This is a genomic window from Mucilaginibacter sp. JRF (genome assembly GCF_015223065.1).
In the GTDB taxonomy this organism is placed as follows: Bacteria; Bacteroidota; Bacteroidia; order Sphingobacteriales; family Sphingobacteriaceae; genus Mucilaginibacter.
The window spans coordinates 859543-879963 of record NZ_JADFBY010000001.1 but is presented as its reverse complement, the minus strand read 5'-3'; the positions used below and the strand labels follow the sequence as shown (position 1 = coordinate 879963).

Here is a 20421-nt window from a genome sequence, read left to right as displayed (position 1 = left end):
CAAATCAATATATCTATGCAAATTTTATACAAATCAACCCTTCTGCTTTTCATCGGTGTGGCTACGGCTTGTTCGGTTTATGGTCAGCAAAAAAAGGCTATGGTGATCAACAGTAAAGATTATCTCGAACTGGAGGGCGTGAATGTTATGCTCGCGCATGATTTTTACCCCGAAGGTCATCAGGGCGGCGTGGGCGTTATACAGAACGGGCAACGCACAGCCACCAACGGCGATCTGCGCCTTGAACCAACACCGGGGCAATGGTCGCCCATACCAAAGGTGGGAAAACGCGTGGTCGATCGCCAAAAGAACGAGGTTAGCGTGCGCATGGAGTACCCTAACCCGGATATGAACCGCAAGGGCTTTAACCCTATTATTTACCCCGACCTGAATTTTGCTTACAACATACGTGTTAAGCCCGAAGGTAGCTCGTTCCGGATCATTGTTGATCTGGATAAGCCCCTGCCCGATGAATGGATAGGCAAGGTTGGTTTTAACTTCGAGCTTTTTCCGGGCATATTGTTCGGCCGGTCTTATTATATGGATAGTCAGTTTGGCATATTCTCGCAGCAACCTAACGGACAAATGTATAAGGATGCCGACGGCGAGCTACAGATAAAACCAATGGCCAGCGGCAAAACACTCACCATAGTGCCCGAACTTGATGCTCAGCGCATGACGATACAAAACCTTTCCGGCGGTAACCTGGAGCTTTTGGATGGCCGCGGAAAGCATAATAATGGTTGGTTTGTGGTACGATCGCTGGTGGCTAAGGGCGCATCAAAAAACGCTATCGAGTGGTTGGTAACACCTAACGCGGTAAGCGGCTGGCAGTCGGAACCGGTTATACAACTATCACAGGTGGGCTATCATCCGGCACAATCAAAAATTGCCGTTATTGAGCTTGATCATAATGATAAGAGTCGTAAACAAGTTTCGCTGCTGCGCATAGCCGAAAAAGGGGGACTGGAGCCAGTGCTAACATCGGCACCCAAAGAATGGGGAGATTTTTTGCGTTACCACTATTTGCAATTTGATTTTAGCAAGATCACCAAGCCGGGCATGTACATCATAAAATATGGCGACTATCAAAGCAGGCCATTCGCTATTAATGCCGATGTATTTAAAGAGAATGTTTGGCAGCCTACGCTCGATTACTTTTTACCTGCGCAAATGTGCCACATGCGTGTAAACGAGAAGTACCGTGTTTGGCATGGCTGGTGCCACCTGGATGATGCGCGCATGGCTCCTATCGACTCGAACCATTTTGATGGCTATATTCAGGGCAGTTCAACCCTTACCAAATACAAGCCCGGTGATAATGTACCCATGCTTAACCGTGGTGCCTGGCATGATGCGGGCGACTTTGACCTGCGGGTAGAATCGCAAGCGGAAACCATTTATGGTTTGGCATTGGCATACGAGGAGTTCGGAGAAAAGCACGATAACACCGCCATTAATCAGACCACTTTGGTAACCGAGATACATGAACCTGATAACAAGCCAGACCTGTTGCAACAAATAGAGCACGGATTATTATCAGTAACTAACGGTTACAGAACATTAGGGCGTTTTTACCGCGGTATTATTGAGCCCACCTTGCAGCAATATGTATTGCTGGGCGATGCCGCCAATTTGAGCGATAACATCCCCTACAATAGCAAACAACCACCGGCAAATGCTACAGGTATTAAAACCTGGGCTGATGACCGCTGGGTGTTTACCGAGCAAAACCCACCACGTGAGTTGGGCGCTGCCGCCAACCTTGCCGCAGCCAGCAGGGTAATGAAAGGCTATAATGACACTTTAGCCACTCAATCACTGCAAATAGCTAAGGAGGTTTGGAAGAATACAGCATCAAACGATATACTGCCACGCATTCAATTAGCTGCCGAACTATTGATCACCACAGGCGATAAGGAATATGCCGATTACCTGGTGAGTAAAACCAATGTTATAACCAAAGAGATAGCTAAAACCGGCTGGTATGTTGGCCGTACAATAAAACTGGTTAACAATGCCAAATACAAGCAGGCCATAAATACCGCCGTTAAGAATATGTACAGCTCCATAGTGGCTGATGGCAAGAAAACCCCTTACGGTGTACCTTACGAACCGGATATTTGGGGTGCTGGCTGGGGCATACAGGGTTTTGGTTTCAGGCAGTATTTTTTGCATGCCTCATTCCCGGATATCATCCCGACAGATTATATGTTGGACGCGCTGAACTTTGTTTTAGGATGTCACCCGGGATCAAACACTTCATCATTCGTGTCAGGCGTGGGTTCACAATCCATGACCACAGCTTATGGTTTTAACCGTGCTGATTGGTCGTACATACCGGGAGGCAGCGCATCGGGAACAGCATTGATCCGTCCGGATTTCCCGGAGTTACTGAAATGGCCATACCTGTGGCAACAGGGTGAATACGTATTAGGTGGAGGAACAACCGATTACCTGTTCCTGGCCTTGGCGGCAGATCATGTATTGAATAAGAAATAGATCAAATTATATAATAAAAGAAAAGCGGCCTGTGTATCACAGGCCGCTTTTCTTTTATCTGCTTAAATAATTACTTTTTCTTCAATGCTGCTTTGATGGCAGCTTCAACAAGCGGTTCCATTACCTTGTAACCGGCTTGAGTTGGGTGTACACCATCAGTGGTGTATTCTCCCTTTAGGCCTTTTTTATCGTCGGCCATCGGCGTAAAATAATCTACGTAAACCATTTTATTGGCTTCGGCAAATTCTTTCAGGCTTTTGTTGATGTAGGCGATCTTCGGCACCGGGTCTTTACCGCGGCTCCAGGGGTAATCATACACAGGTAATATGGATGATAGCACCACCTTAATGCCATAGTGCTGTGCCAATAAAGCCATTGATTCAATGTTGCCAATAATGGTTTCTTCAGACGTTGGGCCTGTGTTACCGGCGATATCATTAGTACCGGCCAGTATCACCACTACCTTTGGTTTCAAATTAATCACATCCGGACGGAAACGCAGCAACATTTGCGGAGTTGTTTGGCCGCCTATGCCACGGTTAATGTAAGGCTTATCCTTAAAAAAGTCAGGGTCTTTATCGCTCCAACCCTGGGTTATTGAATTACCCATAAACACCACACGGTTCTCTCCCGATGCAGGTGGTTGAACAGCGGCGTTTTCCTTTTCAAAGCGTTTTAGGTTGGCCCAATCCTCTTTCAAATACCTTAGTTGCTTTAACTCCTTAGCCATGCGCACTGTATCAGCAGTTTGGGCATAGGCCGACGAAAATAACAGCGCCGAAAAAAGCGCCGGTAAAATAAATCTCTTTTTCATGGTGTGTTTCTTCTCAAGTATATAATTATCAAGAAATAACGCTATGAGGCTTGATAAACCCTCAGATAGCGTGTGCTAAAATACTATTTAAGTTTATTTTATCGTTGAACACAAATCTGCTTAACAATTACTTAACAGGATATATTCTGGCCGCCCATCCGCCACCGCTGCTCATATGAACTTTTATCTTCTCGCCTGATGATACTTTTACCAACTCTCGCACATAATCAGTAGCGTCACGATCGGCGTTTATGCCATCATTAAATATTTCGGCCTCATAAGCTCCCTTTGGCAAAAATGACAGATCGATCTCCATGTCCCGTGCATCCCAATTGGTCATGGCGCCAACATACCATGCATCGCCATTGCGTCGGGCTATGGCTACGTGCTCGCCTACCTTGCCTAACAGTGGCACGGTTTCATCAAACACGGTTGGTATTTTACTGATAAAGTCGGTCGATTCCTGTTCTTTCCGGTAAGCCGACGGGTTATCGGCCAGCATTTGTATCGGCGCTTCAAATATTACGTACATGGCCAATTGGTGGCTGCGTGTACCCTGGCTCATGGGGTTTGAATTTATAGGGCGATATGATGCTTTGTTAGCATTGCGCATAGCTCCCGGTGTGTAATCCATCGGCCCGGCTAACATCCTGATAAAAGGTATTGATACATCATAACGCGGCACATCATCATTTGGCGCCCATTTGGCATTTTCTAAACCCTTTACTCCTTCAAAATTCAACACGTTCGGGTATACTCGCTGAATGCCATCCGGCTTATACATACCATGCAGGTCGATCAGTAAATGATATTTGGCAGCAGTTTCGGCTATTTTATAAACTGATGATGTTACCTTTTGATCGTCGCGGTCAAAAAAGTCTATCTTAAAACCTTTAACACCCATGTCGGCGTATTTTTTGAACGCCCCTTCCATATCGGCTGTTACACCGCGCCATGTGGCCCAAAGTATAATGCCAACGTTTTTTTGCTTGCCGTAGCTGATTATCTCTTGCAGATCAACCTCGGGGTTCAGCTTGGTCATATCTACCGAGTTGCTCCACCCCTCATCCAGTATCACATATTCCAGTTTATTTTCCGCTGCGAAATCAATGTAATACTTATACGTAGCGGTATTAATGCCCGCCTTAAAGTCAACATGCGATATATTCCAGTCGTTCCACCAGTCCCAGGCTACCTTACCGGGCTTTATCCAGGCCACATCCTTAATACGCGACGGGCCTGCAAGCTTTTGCACCATATCATTATTTAGCAGCGTTTTATCATCAGGTGCTACAATAACTGTACGCCACGGCAGGGCGGCTTTACCATTAACAGTGGCAATGTAGTTGGCGCGCTCGGTAACTATAGCGTTAAGACGTTTAGGTTCTTCCTTAACCGGGTAGCGGGCAAAATCAGCTTTGAGGGCATGTTGTTCATCCTTGTTTTTAACTACATACATACCGGGGTAATCTTCCAGTCCGGCTTCTAAAATTGCAGCTTTGGCACCGTTACCCAGATCAACCAGCATAGGCAGAAAAGCCAGGGAATCGGCAATTACTTTTGATAGCGGCACCTCATTATACAAAGCCTCAAATGATGTTTGATACTGATCGCCGGCCAAACGCGGATCATGCACATAAGGGATGAACACCTTATAGTCATCAGCGAATTTAAAGTTGGCATCCTCGGACACAACCTTTACTGGTTTACTTTTGTTGAGTACAAAGCGATACGCAATACCATCATTATAGGCTCGTACCACAAAACTATAGCCGCCCTTGCAGTTAAGGGTTAGCTGCTGGTAATTATCTGTTACCGATCGCTTTTTATAATTATAAGCATCGAATTTGGAGTTTACCGTAATGCTTTTGTTTGATGATACCTTAACATCATTACCTAGCACCTCGCCACCACCAAGCTTAAGGGCAGCAACAGATGGTTGAATGATCTCGGTACCGTTGTACCATAACGACCAGCTAAGTTGTTTGCCCGCGCTAAGCGTAACCTTAACCTTTTTATCGGGCGATGTAACGGTGTAGTTTTTTTGCTGCGCGATAAGTTGCTGACTGCCGAACATAGCAAGCACTACTAAGCTGAATTTGCAGATACTTTTCATGATAAAGATATATCAGTAATTATTTGGTTTATACATTGTAAACGGTGGCAATATACAACATAGCCCACCTGCCGCTTACGCCTATTTTAGCCGATAACACATATAAGTTACCATTTTGAAGCCGGAGTAAATTGCTTTAATACCCGTTTATACACCTCGATACAAGTACGGCTGTTATGATACGGGCATTTCCATATACCTACCTTATCCTCGTGTGCCATCAGGCTGCCATCAGCGTAAATGCCCCATACCCACTCTCCTCTTTGTTTATCTATTATGTGCGCCTGCACAAAACCCCAAAGCTTGAGGGAGATATCCGCGTATTTCCATTCGTCGGTAAGTTGCCAGGCATTGAGGTAGCCTACCATCGCTTCGGCTTGTACCCACCAGTGTTTTTCTTTTATTAGGCCACCATGCGTGTCATCAAATTCATACCACAAGCCACCGTCTACCGTATCAATACCTTCGAGCGCGGCATCAGCCATTTTTATAGCGAGATCCTTAAACTCTACAGTCAGTTGTTCATCCTCTATGATTTCCGCTGCCTCTAACAACAACCAGGCGGCCTCAATATCGTGCCCGTAGGATATGGTAGTTGAGCGGCGGTTCCAATACTCATCAAAAAACAATACCAAATGGCCGCTTTCAGCATCAATAATATGCTCACTAAAATTATTCAGTAACCCGACGATCTGTTGCCTTAATCCCGCATCGGGCCAAATGGTGTACAGGTTTGCATAGGCTTCGAGCACATGCAGATGGGTGTTCATTGATTTCTGCTCGTTGGCATCCTTGGCGCTCAGGCGCAGGTCGGCTATGGGTTGCCAATCGCGGGTGTAGGCTTCAAAGTATCCAGAGTTTATCGTGTCATAGCTTTTCTCAACTAATAAATGGTAGAGCTCAATGGCTTGCTGTTTTACTTCATCATTATTTACAGCTTTATAATATTCAGCAAGGGCGTAAATAACAAACGCATTCGCGTATACCTGTTTTTTGGTATCGAGCGGATTACCCTGATAATCTACCGTCCAGTAAATACCACCGTGCTCTCGATCAATAAAATAATCCAGTATATATTGATAAGCGCGATTAGCCATTTCAAGGTATTTATCATCAGCCTGAAGTTGGTAAGCTGCCGAATAGGACCACAATATCCGGGCATACATTACCGAACCTTTGGGTGCGTCAGGATAGGATATGTTTTGATGATCAACCCGGCCAATAAAACCACCATTGATATCATCAACCGCATGGTTACTCCAAAAGTTAAGGATGTTAGCATGTTCGGCCTTAACCTGTTTGCCATATTGCAGCAATTGATCTGTATTTTCCAAAGGATTAATTTTATTTTGAACTATCAAGAAAAAACGAAAGCCAAATAACCGTCAGGTTTACTGTTATCAAAACTACAGCGGTGCGTTAATCAGCATTAATACTATTTTATCAATCTATTATAAAAAAGCGTCAAACTTACTCGCCAAACCAAATAAGAGTTTTAAATTAGATTATTGTTTTACCAGTTATAAATGAGCCGTTTACACAACGGTGGATACTTTGTTAAAAAATTAATAAGTTATTGTTTTGTAATAAAATTATTACTTAACTTACACACAAATTTTAAAGCTAACCTAATTAAGCTTGATGAAACCTCTATTAAAACCACTTGCAATTACCATTGCGGGGCTTGCTTTAATGGCAACAACTGCCCGCGCACAAAATGAAGCCGATGCGTTAATGATGGGAAGAAACAAATTATGTATCGCCGCCGGGTATTCTTATTCCTCATGGGATAAATACTGGGAAGGCAGCCTTAAACGCGACAATGCTAACATCGGTACATTTTCGTCGTCATCATTTATGGCGATGCTCAATTACGGCTTGCGCGACGACCTGAATATCATGGTGTCATTACCCTATGTATCCACCAAAACATCGGATGGTACATTAAGCGGCATGAGTGGATTACAGGACGTGAGTTTTTACATAAAGTACAGGCCGGTACGTAAAACATTCGGCAGCCAAAAACTATCAGTATTCGCGGTGGGCGGGTACAGCGCGCCAAGCCATAATTATAATGTGGATCTGATGCCGGTATCAATAGGTATGGGCAGTAATGTAACTACCGGTCGTTTAATTGTTGATTACCAGTTAAGCAAATTCTTCGCTACTGCATCAGGTTCATATCTGTACCGCAGCAATGTGGAAATTGATCGTACTGCTTATTACACCACCCGCCAGATCAACTCGAACCAGGTGCAGATGCCGAACGCGGGTGTTTACCAATTCCGCACGGGTTACCGTACCCCATATATTATTGCAGAGGCTTATGTTGACCATATGCGCACTTATGGCGGTTTTGATATTCGCCGTAACGATATGCCTTTTGTAAGCAATACCATGAACAGCACCAACGTAGGTTTCGAGGGCAAATACTACCTGCCGCAACTACGTGAGTTGGGCATACATGCCGCCGCATGGCGCACCCTTGAAGGCCGTAACGTTGGTCAGGCAACCGGCTTTATGGCAGGTGTACTTTATACTTTAAATGTGGCTAAATCAAAATAATTATCCTGATTTATGAAAAGACTTTTTACTTACGCATCCCTTGTTCTGTTAGCCTCATCATTCGCAGCCTGTAACAAGGATATCAAAGAAAATAATGAAGATTTCCCGGTGCTTAGTCCTGCTAAACTCGATGAAACCGCAGGCAACTGGAAACCATTGGTAATTACCTCAACCGAGGAATTCAATTTACCCGAGCCGGAAGCAACCAGCTCGGCCGCTTATAAAAAGGAAGTTAGTGATATAAAAGCATTAGCTACCAACCTAAGCGCCGAACAGCAAAATATTGTTAACTATTGGAAAGTGGGCAGTGTATTACGCTGGAACGAGATATTACGCGAACTGGTGGCCAAACACAACCTGCCACCTTACCAAAATCCGGATGGCACCTACCCTATCCCAAGCGCGGCTAATCCGTTCTCGTATCCGCAGTTCCCTTTCTCAAACCCGCCGTATGCGGCCCGTGCTTATGCTTATGTAAGCGCCGCACAATATGATGCTTTGGTAGCTGCATGGCATTTCAAATACAAATACAATCGTCAGGCCCCTTATAAAACTGATGCGGGTATAACCGTATCGGTACCAAAAAATGATCTGCCATCATACCCATCTGAGGATGCTGTGGTTGCAGGTGCATCTTTCGAGATAATGAAATTGCTTTTCCCTGCGGATGTTGAATACATCAAACTAAAAGCTAACGAAGAAAAACAATACCGCATGTTAGCCGGTGCAAACGTAGCCAGCGATGTTATTGCAGGCGATTCGTTAGGCCGCTGGGTGGCACGCAAGGTTGTGGGCCGCGCCCGTACAGATGGTATGGGTGCCGCTGTTGGTAATCCTGATATATGGAAAAAACTTGAAGATGATTGTATAGCCAAAGGTGAAACCCCTTGGTACTCGTTAGAGATACCTAAAAGGCCGCCAATGTTGCCTGTATTCGGTAATGTAAAACCGATGATGTTCACCGCGGCCGATGTACCAGGCATTCGCCCGCCGGCGCCACCGGCAACTACATCTGAAAAAATGAAACAGGAAGTAGCAGAAGTGTTAGATTATACCAAGAATGCTACCCGCGAGCGTATGCGCATTGTTAACTATTGGGCTGATGGCGTTGGTACCTACACCCCACCGGGCCACTGGAATGCAATTGCTACCACCGAGTTTGTAAAGAATCAATACAGCGAAGTACGTTGGGCACGTAATTATGCCTTACTTAATGCCGCCCTTATGGATGCCGCTATTGTGTGCTGGAATACTAAGTATTATTATTTTAACGCCCGCCCATGCCAGCTTGATGGACGTATAAAAACGTTGACCGGCGTGCCTAACTTCCCGGCTTATATATCAGGCCACTCCACCTTTAGCGGTGCCGCGGCAACTATACTGGCCTACCTAGTTCCATCAAAAGCCAAAAGCTTTGAGGATATGGCTAACGAGGCTTCTATGTCGCGCATGTACGGTGGTATTCACTACCGTTCAGATTGTGAAGAAGGTTTGATCACCGGCCAAAAAGTAGGCAATTATGCCGTTGAACGTGCAAAAATTGACGGCGCTAACTAATACTTATAATGACAAGACTACGTACTACCTTATATATATCTTTTTTAGTTCTGTCTGCTAACAGTGTTTTCGCCCAATCAAAAAATGATACCTCAACCACATTGAGCGAGGTAACCATATCCGAAATAAAACGGAATGGTAATATATCCCGTTTGGATAGCATCAAGGGCACCTATATTTTCACCGGTAAAAAAAACGAGGTGATCAGGGTACCGGCCCTTGATGCTGCCATTACCGAAAAATACGGCAGACAAATATTCGCCAAGATACCCGGCGTTTTTGTTTACGATATGGACGGCACCGGCAACCAGGTTAACATTGCCACCCGCGGCCTCGACCCGCACCGTGGCTGGGAATTCAACATGCGTAAGGATGGCATTATAACCAACTCGGATATGTATGGTTACCCGGCCAGTCACTACAACATCCCGATGGAGGCCGTGGAGCGTATAGAGTTAGTGCGCGGTACCGGCTCATTACAATACGGTGCGCAGTTTGGCGGTATGCTTAATTACATCAGCAAGCAACCCGCTGCAACGCCATTCTCTTTCGAGAGTATCAATACCGTTGGCTCGTATGGTTTGTTGAGCACCTTTAATTCGGTTAGCGGCACTAAGGGTAAGTTTAGCTACTATGCCTGGTTCAATAACAAAAGCAATAACGGCTATCGCGATAACGGCGACTCAAAGTATAACTCGCAAAATGTTACTTTGATGTACCAGTTCTCGCCAAAATTGCTCGTTAAAGCTGAGTGGACACGATCAGACTATACCATACATCTGGCAGGGCCATTAACGGATGCCATGTTTAAGCAAGATCCGCAAATGTCTACACGTGCCCGTAACTATTATAACCCCATCATCAACATACCATCGTTAACATTTGATTGGCAGCCGGGTAAAAACACCCGTGTATTGCTGACCACATCAGCTATTATTGGCTCGCGTAACAGTGTGTTATATGATAAGCAGGCCACCATTGGTGATACCATCAACACCCAAACCCTGCAATACAACAACCGCCAGGTAGATATTGATCACTTTAACAGCTATACATCGGAGTTAAGAGTGCTGCACAACTACCAGTTTTTCGGCAATACCAATACCCTTGCAGGCGGTGTGCAATACATGAACAACAACCTGCATCGCCAGCAATTAGGCAAGGGCACTACGGGTAGTGATTATGATTTGACGCTGGTAACGCCGGGCTTTGGTCGTGATATGCACTACAAAACCGGTAACGTAGCCGTGTTTGCCGAAAACAAATGGACGCTCTCAAAAAAACTGAGTGTGAATACCGGTTTCCGTGTGGAGCAAGGCACAACCGACCTTACCGGTACCATCAACTACTTAAACCCTGCAGATGTGCCCAATACCATCAAGCACAAATTCCCGCTGTTTGGAGTGAGCACGCAGTACAAGCTTAATAACTTCATGAATTTGTACGCGGGTTGGTCGCAGGCTTACCGCCCGGTGATATTTAAGGATATTATCCCGGCATCGGTTTACGAAGTATCTGACAAGAATTTGAAGGATGCCAAAGGCTATAACCTTGAAGGTGGCTTTAGAGGCAGCTGGAGTATTTTAAGCTGGGATGTAACCTATTTTCGCCTGTTATACAAAAACAGGCTGGGTACAGTAGCCTTGAAGAATGATAATGGCGATGATATTATCTACCGTACCAACATTGGTAATTCGGTAAACAACGGTGTTGAATTCTTCACTCAGGCCGATATCAGGTTAAGCAGCAAAGCCGCCCTTACCCTATTTACGTCAACGGCTTACATGAATGCCGTTTACCAAAACGCGGCAGTACGCTCGGGCACAACCAATATTGACGTGAGCGGCAACAAGGTGGAGAGCGCTCCCGAATGGCAAAGCCGTAACGGTGCTACTGTAAAATTCAACCGTTATAGCATTACAGTATTGCATAGCTATACTAGCAACACTTTTGCCGATGCGTTGAATACGGTTACACCAAACGCCACAGGTTCGGCAGGCTTGGTGCCATCGTACCATATTTTTGATTTGAACGCCAGGGTTAACCTTACACGTAACTTAAACCTGCGTTTAAACCTTAACAACGCTTTTGATAAGCAATACTTTACCAAGAGGCCACAGTTTTACCCTGGTCCGGGTGTATGGCCGTCGGACGGTCGAACCATCTCGGCTACCGTGGGTATAAAAATATAAAGCACCGGTTTAACAACCAGTGCTTTATATTTACTTGCGTTCAATATTAGTGTGCAACCGCATCCCGCAACGATCTTACCTCATCATGAGATTTTTGCAGAATAACTTTGTGCTTGGTTAGCATCTCGCGTATGTAAGCCGGGATATAATCCTCATCAAGCGCCAATGTGTAGGTTTTGATAATGGTATCCTCTCCAAACTCACAATCCTCCAAAATACTATGCGTAGTATGGCTGCTGAATTTAGCCTTCAGATCGAGCCATGTACGATGCAATGCGCCTGGTACCGATGAATTATTTTGCACATCCTTCGGGTTGCTTAGCGCCTGCACTTCGGTAGCCAGTTCCATTTTAAATTGATGGCTCTGGCCAATGCAATTGGTAAACAGGTAGCGAATATCAGTATCGCCGTCCTTTACATCATTCAATGCATGCTGAAAGCCCCTGATTCGGTCGTTATTGATCTGAACCAGATCGTTCAGAATATCAACTGTTGCTCTTGTATTTTCCATGGTAATGCGTTTTTAAACCGCTACCATCACCCGGCTATCTTCCTGATTATCCAGATAATGATGGCTATTACCAGTATTACAATTATAATACCAACATAAACGCCTGCCTTAAAAATATCGCCTATTAGTTGGCAACTGCTTAAACTCATAATGGCCAGCATAAAGGCCAGTATATTCAATTTCCTCATAATGTGTTAATGATTTTTTGTTGATGTTATTGAACTGTTAACATAAGCAGCGCATGCTATGTTTTTACTTACGGATATTATTTATTGGCCGATATGTTTATTTTAGCCGCCGATGGATTTAGCAGATACCTTTTTACACCTCGATAATATAAGCGTACGCGCCTACAATAAACTTTTATTTCAGCATCTTACACTTACTCTACAAAAAGGCCAGCATTGGGCCCTGGTTGGCGAAAGCGGATCGGGCAAGAGCGCCTTGTTGCAAACCATAGCGGGCAAACTGAATATTACCAATGGCGATATTAAGTACAGCTTTTGGGAGGAATACATACAACAGCAGCCTGAAAACAGTCAGATCACTTTTCATCAGTTGATTACGCTGCTGGAATCAAAGCATCATTTTAAAAATCTATCTAATACTACCGATTTTTATTATCAGCAGCGATTTAATTCCTCTGATTCGGACGACTCGCCTACCGTGACCGAGTATATACAGGGAATCCATCCCTTAAAAGGCCGCGAACATTGGAGTGTTGATGAGGCTATTGGCTTGCTTAATTTGCAACCATTACTGCACAAAAAACTCATCATGCTATCCAACGGTGAAACCAAGCGGCTACGCATTGCATCGGCATTAATAAAAAGTCCGGCGTTGATGCTGCTTGATAATCCGCTGGCAGGGCTTGATGTAAATACCAGGCAAGAGTTCAATAACATTATTGGTAAGATTGCTGAAGCAGGTACTACGGTGATCATGACCGCCGCGCCTGATGAGATTCCGTCGGCCATAACGCATGTGGCCGTACTAAAGGATGGCGCTATTATTGAAACCTGTCAACGGGATGAATTCGATGCAGGTAAATACAATTTCAATCCGCAAAGCTATATTGATGGCGATGCCATAGCTGCCCTTACCAATAATACACAGCCTGCGCCTTACGAATACGTTGTGAACATGAACGATGTAAACATTCGTTATGGAGAAAACCAGGTATTGAAAAACGTAAGCTGGCAAATAAAACCCGGCGAACATTGGGCGCTATTAGGTGCTAATGGCGCGGGTAAATCAACCCTGTTAAGTTTAATTAATGGCGATAACCCACAGGCTTACGCTAATGATATTGTATTATTTGATAAAAAGCGCGGCAGCGGCGAAAGCATTTGGGATATTAAAAAACGGATAGGCTATGTATCGCCTGAGTTTTACCAATATTTCCCGGCAGATAACAGTTGCTTACAGGTGATCGAGTCGGGATTTTATGATACTTTGGGATTATTCCGTCCATCAAATGCAGCTTATCAGCAAAAAGCTTTGCAGTGGATGAAGGTATTGGAGATTGATAAATATGCCCGTACCTTACTTAAAAACATACCGGCATCGGCACAAAGACTTTGCTTGTTAGCAAGGGCATTGGTTAAAAACCCGCCGTTATTGATATTCGACGAACCCTGCCAGGGACTTGATACCCACCAGCAAGCACACTTTAAACGTGTAGTTGAACAGATATGCCATAACACCCCGGTTACGCTGATATATGTTACCCATTATCAGCATGAGATACCCGATAGCGTTGATAAGGTTTTACGCTTGCAAAAGGGAGAAGTGGTTGGTTAGCGCGTTTCATCCCATTGTCAATCTTGGTGTGGTGTAGGCATTGAATTTAATAAGTATGTATATTTGCTTGCATGAATACAGCCGATCTGTTGCAGCATGCACTGGAGTTTGATTTTTTGAGTATGGAGGAAGGCGTTTACCTTTATCACAACGCCCCTACTGCCGAGTTAATGCATGTAGCCAACCAACTCCGTAAAATTCAGGTGCCGCATGGCAAAGTAACCTGGCAGATCGACCGTAACGTTAACACCACCAACGTTTGTATTGCCAACTGTAAATTCTGTAATTTCTTCCGTCGCCCGGGGCACGAGGATAGCTACATAACCGATATTGAAACCTACAAACGCAAGATAGAGGAAACCTTCAGGTACGGCGGCGATCAGTTGCTGTTACAAGGCGGTCACCACCCTGACCTGGGTTTGGAGTTTTATACCACGCTGTTCCGCCAGTTAAAGGAGCTATACCCTACCCTTAAACTACATTCGCTCGGTCCGCCGGAAATTGCCCACGTTTCTAAATTAGAGAACATGAGCCATTACGATGTGCTGAAAGCCATGAAAGAGGCCGGTTTAGATTCATTACCCGGCGCAGGTGCCGAAATACTGAACGACCGTGTTCGCCGACTGATATCAAAAGGCAAATGTGGTGGTAAGGAATGGCTGGATGTGATGCGTGCGGCTCATAAACTCAACCTGCCAACATCGGCCACTATGATGTTCGGTCACGTTGAAACTATTGAAGAACGTTTTGAGCATTTGGTCTGGGTACGCGAGGTACAGTCAGAAAAACCTGAGGGTCATTATGGCTTTACGGCATTTATTCCATGGCCTTTTCAGGATGATGGTACATTGCTACGCAAAGTTCGCGGCATAACCAATAATGTAAGCGGCGACGAATATATCCGCATGATAGCCTTGAGCCGCATTATGCTACCTAATGTTAAAAATATACAAGCCTCATGGCTAACCGTGGGTAAACAAGTAGCACAATTGTGTTTACACGCCGGCGCTAATGATTTTGGCTCAATCATGATCGAGGAGAATGTAGTATCAGCCGCGGGTGCGCCTCACCGTTTTACGGCAAAGGGTATACAGGAATCCATTATCGAAGCAGGTTTTGAACCACAGCTACGCAATCAAAAATACGAGTGGCGCGAAATTCCAACTCAAATTGAAGAACAAGTGATCAATTACTAAGATCAATCTATATTAAACAGAACAGGCCCCGCATTTTGCGGGGCCTGTTCTGTTTAAAACAAATTTAATTATCCATTCAACTTAATGAACGAACCTACCAACAGCGCCAATGTAGCATCTTTGGTAAGCGGTTCATCAAACGCGGCAGTGGCCGAAGTTTTGCTCGCGCTTGTACCTGTAGCAGGCAGTTTGGTAATATCAACAGGCCCTTGCATCACATTATCCTCACCTGCGTAATTACCATCAACCACAGCAATACCGGTATCATTACCTTTGGTGTTACTGACTATCCATGGTTTTAGGCCAAGGTTTAGTTTTTTGTTAAGCACGTAACGCACAATTGCCGCGTGACGAGCCTCAACCGCATGGATAGATACGGCAGCAGTCAGAATATCAGGTGCGCTTTTCAGGGCTGTAACCTGACCTTTGTAAGCACGCACACCGGTATCTTCAAACGCTACTGATACTTTCAGGAAGGTATCGTAGTTAGTCAACACGTCCGAAAAAGTACCATTGGCCGTTAAGTCAAACGTAAAGGCGCTTTTTGGTGTGGCCGATGAACCCAACGCGGTTTGTAAAAACGTTACGTGGTTGTTTTCATCACGGGCTATCTTGGCAAAATAGTTTGTTTTATCTGCCGTTGGGATAAGGTTAGCCTTGGCTACACCCTGATTATAAAATTCAGCCTCAAGATATTCAAGCGTTAAGGCGTAGTTAAGCACCTCAACAACGCCTGATGGCAATGTTTGGCCGTAAGCTTTTTTAAGCAACGAGCCGAATGCGAATGGCAACGCGGCAACAGCCACTTTTGAGCCGAAGCTTGCCATATTTCTTATCGCGCTACGGCGCGGGTTGATACGATCGCCCAATTCCGGATCGATCTTCTCTATATTTTCAATTACATCAAATAAGTTCATGGTAGCTGTGGGTTAAAAGTTAAAGCTTTTTGCACTGATCTTGGTTTTCAGGAATAGGTTGGCTGTAGCCACTACTTTAGTTGGGCCCATAGTGATATTCAAGCCATTTGAGTCAACCTGATCTGAATCAACAAAACTTCCCGGCGTTATCAAGTTGCTGATCACGGCGGCATGCCTTGCCTCTACCGATACAATTTTACCTGCTATCACCAAATAATCGTTGTTCTGAATTTTTGAAGCAACACCATCATAAGCTGTTACACCTAAATCCTCAAATGCCTTCGCTGTGGCCAGTACACTGGTACGGCTGCTGAAATCGATCTTGCTAAAATCAGGAGTTAAGCCTTTAATAGCGCCCGAACCTAATGCCGCCTTAAAAAATTCACGGTGAGCCACCTCATGATCGCGAATGTCGGTAAGTAGTAACTTTTCCTCCGTGGTAAAATCAGCTGAGAATGAGTTTACTACCTGTATGTAGAATGCAGCCTCTAACTGCTCAAGTGCATAGGCATAATTTAGTATACCCGGGTCCCCTGATCCTACATCAATTGTTGCGCTATCGCCACCGCCTACGTCCTCATAGGCACTGTTGTCTTTAGAGCAGGCCTGCATTGCCACAATACCGGCAACAGCAGTACTCGCCCCGGCATAACGCAAAAAGGCCCGCCTTGCCATATTTGCATTACTAAGGTTGTTTGTTTCTGTTTTCATAATACTGGATATAAAATTTTTGGTTTATAATTGTACATACCCTTTTTATTGGTCGGCGGTTTTCTTATATCGAAAATCTGTTTACAACCAGGGCGGGTAATCTGTTTAAACACAGAAAATTACACATGAACAAAATTGAGTTATACATTGAGGCATTGATATTTTCGTCGGAGCTAAGCCTGCGGCTCGAGGAGATATTATATTGCCTTCAGGGTGCTTTTGAGCAGGATTTTGAGGATAAACAAGTACTGGCTCATATAGATAATATCCGCGAAAAATACCGGCAGGATGATTTTGCCATCGAGCTTATAAAACTGAATAATGGCTACCAGTTTTTAACTAAAAAGGAATACCATGCCGTAGTAAGTATGCTACAGGCGCGGCGTGCTAAAAAGAAACTTAGCCAAGCCGCTATGGAAACTTTAGCCATAATTGCTTATAAGCAACCGGTAACCAAAACTGATATTGAACAGATACGCGGCGTAAACTGCGATTACTCGATACAAAAGCTATTAGAGAAGGAATTGATAGCCATTGTTGGAAAGGCTGAAGCCGTCGGTCGACCGATATTATATGGCACAAGCCCATTGTTTATGGATTATTTCGGCATTAACTCGGCTAATGAATTGCCTCAGATAAAAGAACTTACAAACGAGAGCTCAACCATTGGTGAGGCTACCGAATAAATTTTCGCTTTTTTTTATAAGAAAATGGATTTTCGTTATTTTTACTGAACGCAATTTAACCCTGATTAAATAGCCAACAGCTTAATATAACTTACTTGAATTAAATATTACCAATTGTTTGAATGATGGGAACGCCAAAGAAACCAGTGAACAAAAAGCCTGCTTCTAAAACTGCCGGCGATAAAAAATCAAGCGGACTGGCTAATAATTCCAAACCGCAAAAAAGGTTTATTGATGATGACGATGACGACGAATTTAACGAGCCCCTTGATGAGCTTGATTATGACTCGTTAGGCAATAGTTATGATGATGACGACGACGATTACAAATATTAATACCCAAAAAGCATTCAGTTTAAACTGAATGCTTTTTTATTTTGGGGCTGATATTTATATTGCATTAACTTTTAATGATCAGAGTGTTGGCCTCTAAAAATCATTTACTTCTCCCCTTTTCTATCTGCCATTACCTTACTTAACATTACTGTTTGCTAACAGCATCCATAAACTCACCGATTGAGTTTTATGCTAAAGTTTAGCAAAAAATAATGTACCTTACATGCTGTCAAACAAAGGCAATAAGTAGCGCCGAACAGGGTTGTGAATACCGTCACCTATCGGCCAAATAAATATTACTAATAATGACTAAGTGTTTTAAAACTGGTTGGATATTCATCTTCTTTTTGACGACATTGCTTACAAGCAGCTTAAGCTTTGCGCAAAAAACACAACCGGATTTCAGGGTTATCGCCTTTTATACTGCCAAGAACGATCAGGCCCATATCAGCTTTGTTGAAGAAGCTAATAAATGGTTTGCACAGGCAGCCGCCCAAAATCACTTCGCGTATGATGCCACCAGTGATTGGGCTAAACTGAACACTAAATTTTTATCGAAATACAAGGTCGTAATATTTTTAGATAGTCGTCCCGACGCTAAAGCACAGCGCGACGCCTTTGAAACTTATATGCGTAATGGCGGCGGCTGGTTGGGTTTCCATTTTTCGGCATTCGCGCTTACACCCTCCGATTATCCGCAGAATTGGGATTGGTATCATAATGAATTCCTGGGCTCAGGCAGCTACAAAAGCAACACCTGGCGACCAACATCGGCCAGCATAAAAATTGAAGACCGCAACCACCCCGTAACCAAAGGCATGCCTGTAATGTTCAGATCGGCACCTAACGAGTGGTATCGTTGGGAGAAGGATCTGCGTGAAAATAAGGATATACGCATACTTTGCGCTATTGATAGTTGTAGCTTTCCGCTGGGCACCGGGCCAAAACCCGAGGAAATATGGCATAGTGGTTATTACCCTGTAGTATGGACCAACACAAAGTATAAAATGGTGTACTTTAACATGGGCCATAACGATATGGATTACGAACACGGCACCAACGAAACACTATCGCACACGTTTGATAGTGAAGTTGAAGATCAGCTGATCATCAACAGCCTGTTATGGATGGGTAGCAAAAACAGTGCTCAACAACAATAAAATTATTGCTTTATTTCGCTCGGCAAAATACCGTAGTATTTCTTGAATGCTTCTGAAAGGTGCGATTGATGTTTGAAACCTACCTCGTAAGTAACCTCGCGCACGGTTAGCTTTTTATCTATCAGTAAATGGCGGGCATGCTCCATTTTAAGGCGGGTAACATAACCGTAAATAGTAGTACCGAAGTAGGCCTTAAAACCACGCTTCAGTTTAAACTCATTCAACCCAACCAAACGCGATAGTACGGGCAGTACAGGCGGATTAACAAACTGTTCATCAAGCAAATCTCGGGCATATTCTACCTTTTCCTGCTCAACGGGTGTAAAGGTATTAGTTTCATTTAACTGGTCGTTCTGTATCTGCTCCATTTGCAGCATTAGCAGCTCCAATATCTTAGCCTCAGTGAAAAGGCGTTTTATCTCGCCTGTTTTGCGACACTCCACAATATCATTGATAATCTGCCTCATCTCATGCGATACCAACAGATCCTTTGCCGAAATAGAAGTGTATTTGCCGTTCTTTATCTCCTCCACAAAATCAGCATGAAGAATGGAGTCTTTATTGATCAGGTGGAAATAATATTCTTTTGAAAGCACCACCAAAAAATAGCTATAGCTAACGCCTTTAGTCAGCTCATATTTTCCGGATAGTGATGGTATATACCTGATGTTATGGCGTGCGCCTCCACGCATTTTTTTGCTGTCTTTATCATCAGTTACGGGTACATTCTCGTAAAATATAAATTGCGAATTAATGGTTTCGCCCTCTATCTCGAACAGGATGGTTGCCTGCTCATCAAACTGCATTTTAGCATGCATCAAAAACATACCGCCCGAACTTAGCATGTAATTCGAGAACTCCTGAACCGGCGGCCGCTTAATGGTCATGCGTTTTTCGGCCAGCGGTGTGTTCGCGTTAAATGTATCGGGCAGTTCTTCAATAAACAGCCAGTCTTCAAACCCCTCTATTTTTGATTTTATATGCATTTAATAATAGTTGCGCCTGCTGTGCCCGTGCCCACACAAATAAACACGGGCTGGCAGGACTTTTTTTGTTTAGTGACTTGAGGTTGTGTATGTATATTAATTAACTATTAATCAGTAATGTGATGATATTCACCAATGCTGAGCACCGATTCAAAAAATCATCAGATGATATTATGCGGGAATGATGTCTTATGAAATAAAGACTTCACCTACACTATTTTTAATCAGTCTAAATAACCAACAAACAAAGGTGTATAGTTTAATCGATAATTCATTACCGAAATCGGGATTATTTTTTACGACTTTGGGACTAACATTAAGCTAAATAAACAATCAAATACCATAAATCCAGAATACATTTCAATCACTA

At 44.0% G+C, this 20421-nt stretch carries 17 protein-coding genes; 9 read left to right on the top strand and 8 right to left on the bottom strand.

Going from position 1 to position 20421, the window contains the following annotated elements; translation table 11 throughout:
• Nucleotides 1–15: 15 nt before the first annotated feature.
• Entirely contained in the window at nucleotides 16–2502 is a 2487-nt protein-coding gene (locus IM792_RS03590; RefSeq protein WP_194100335.1) for a glycoside hydrolase family 9 protein, read from the top strand.
• 70 nt (nucleotides 2503–2572) lie between these two features.
• Here the strand turns inward: IM792_RS03590 and IM792_RS03585 are convergent, their stop codons facing one another.
• From IM792_RS03585 to IM792_RS03575, 3 genes are all read right to left on the bottom strand, one after another.
• Nucleotides 2573–3316, bottom strand: coding sequence for an SGNH/GDSL hydrolase family protein (locus IM792_RS03585; protein ID WP_228084917.1), 744 nt, complete (start codon nucleotides 3314–3316; stop codon nucleotides 2573–2575).
• A gap of 127 nt (nucleotides 3317–3443) precedes the next feature.
• Nucleotides 3444–5432, bottom strand: coding sequence for a glycoside hydrolase family 97 protein (locus IM792_RS03580; protein WP_194100333.1), 1989 nt, complete (start codon nucleotides 5430–5432; stop codon nucleotides 3444–3446).
• Nucleotides 5433–5539: 107 nt separating this feature from the next.
• Entirely contained in the window at nucleotides 5540–6766 is a 1227-nt protein-coding gene (locus IM792_RS03575; RefSeq protein WP_228084916.1) for an AGE family epimerase/isomerase, read from the bottom strand.
• Nucleotides 6767–7073: 307 nt separating this feature from the next.
• Here IM792_RS03575 and IM792_RS03570 point away from each other — a divergent pair, with 307 nt between their 5' ends.
• Genes IM792_RS03570 through IM792_RS03560 form a run of 3 tightly spaced genes read left to right on the top strand, consistent with a single transcriptional unit; the run spans nucleotide 7074 to nucleotide 11746 of the window.
• The gene (locus tag IM792_RS03570; RefSeq protein ID WP_194100332.1) at nucleotides 7074–7997 is read left to right on the top strand and encodes a hypothetical protein; all 924 of its coding nucleotides are present in this window, start codon (nucleotides 7074–7076) and stop codon (nucleotides 7995–7997) included.
• A 12-nt stretch (nucleotides 7998–8009) separates the two neighbouring features.
• Nucleotides 8010–9554, top strand: a complete 1545-nt coding sequence (locus tag IM792_RS03565) for a phosphatase PAP2 family protein (protein ID WP_194100330.1) — start codon at nucleotides 8010–8012, stop codon at nucleotides 9552–9554.
• 8 nt (nucleotides 9555–9562) lie between these two features.
• A complete protein-coding gene (locus IM792_RS03560) occupies nucleotides 9563–11746 on the top strand; it encodes a TonB-dependent receptor (RefSeq protein ID WP_194100328.1) in 2184 nt (727 codons plus the stop codon).
• Nucleotides 11747–11792: 46 nt separating this feature from the next.
• On the opposite strand, the gene IM792_RS03555 is transcribed toward IM792_RS03560, so the two are convergent.
• Both IM792_RS03555 and IM792_RS03550 read right to left on the bottom strand, forming a co-directional pair.
• Nucleotides 11793–12257 (bottom strand): PA2169 family four-helix-bundle protein, encoded by a 465-nt coding sequence (locus IM792_RS03555; protein ID WP_194100327.1) that lies wholly within the window; start codon nucleotides 12255–12257, stop codon nucleotides 11793–11795.
• A gap of 26 nt (nucleotides 12258–12283) precedes the next feature.
• Nucleotides 12284–12445: a hypothetical protein gene (locus tag IM792_RS03550; RefSeq protein WP_194100325.1), complete on the bottom strand. Its 162-nt coding sequence runs from the start codon at nucleotides 12443–12445 to the stop codon at nucleotides 12284–12286.
• Between the two features lie 112 nt (nucleotides 12446–12557).
• Here IM792_RS03550 and IM792_RS03545 point away from each other — a divergent pair, with 112 nt between their 5' ends.
• Together IM792_RS03545 and mqnC are read left to right on the top strand one after the other, a co-directional pair.
• Nucleotides 12558–14060 (top strand): ATP-binding cassette domain-containing protein, encoded by a 1503-nt coding sequence (locus IM792_RS03545; RefSeq protein ID WP_194100323.1) that lies wholly within the window; start codon nucleotides 12558–12560, stop codon nucleotides 14058–14060.
• Between the two features lie 71 nt (nucleotides 14061–14131).
• The gene (gene mqnC, locus IM792_RS03540) at nucleotides 14132–15256 is read left to right on the top strand and encodes a cyclic dehypoxanthinyl futalosine synthase (protein WP_194100321.1); all 1125 of its coding nucleotides are present in this window, start codon (nucleotides 14132–14134) and stop codon (nucleotides 15254–15256) included.
• Nucleotides 15257–15324: 68 nt separating this feature from the next.
• Here mqnC and IM792_RS03535 read toward each other — a convergent pair whose 3' ends face one another.
• Nucleotides 15325–16173, bottom strand: coding sequence for a ferritin-like domain-containing protein (locus IM792_RS03535; RefSeq protein WP_194100320.1), 849 nt, complete (start codon nucleotides 16171–16173; stop codon nucleotides 15325–15327).
• Nucleotides 16174–16185: 12 nt separating this feature from the next.
• Entirely contained in the window at nucleotides 16186–16884 is a 699-nt protein-coding gene (locus IM792_RS03530) for a ferritin-like domain-containing protein (protein WP_194100318.1), read from the bottom strand.
• A gap of 125 nt (nucleotides 16885–17009) precedes the next feature.
• Here IM792_RS03530 and scpB point away from each other — a divergent pair, with 125 nt between their 5' ends.
• The 3 genes from scpB (at nucleotide 17010) to IM792_RS03515 (ending at nucleotide 19065) form a co-directional block, all read left to right on the top strand.
• Nucleotides 17010–17570 carry an SMC-Scp complex subunit ScpB gene (gene scpB, locus IM792_RS03525; RefSeq protein WP_194100317.1) on the top strand — a complete coding sequence of 187 codons (561 nt, stop codon included), beginning with the start codon at nucleotides 17010–17012 and terminating at the stop codon, nucleotides 17568–17570.
• 122 nt (nucleotides 17571–17692) lie between these two features.
• Nucleotides 17693–17905, top strand: a complete 213-nt coding sequence (locus IM792_RS03520; protein WP_194100315.1) for a hypothetical protein — start codon at nucleotides 17693–17695, stop codon at nucleotides 17903–17905.
• A gap of 305 nt (nucleotides 17906–18210) precedes the next feature.
• Nucleotides 18211–19065: a ThuA domain-containing protein gene (locus IM792_RS03515; protein WP_194100314.1), complete on the top strand. Its 855-nt coding sequence runs from the start codon at nucleotides 18211–18213 to the stop codon at nucleotides 19063–19065.
• Nucleotides 19066–19067: 2 nt separating this feature from the next.
• Here the strand turns inward: IM792_RS03515 and IM792_RS03510 are convergent, their stop codons facing one another.
• Nucleotides 19068–20051, bottom strand: coding sequence for an AraC family transcriptional regulator (locus IM792_RS03510; RefSeq protein ID WP_194100313.1), 984 nt, complete (start codon nucleotides 20049–20051; stop codon nucleotides 19068–19070).
• Nucleotides 20052–20421: the final 370 nt, after the last annotated feature.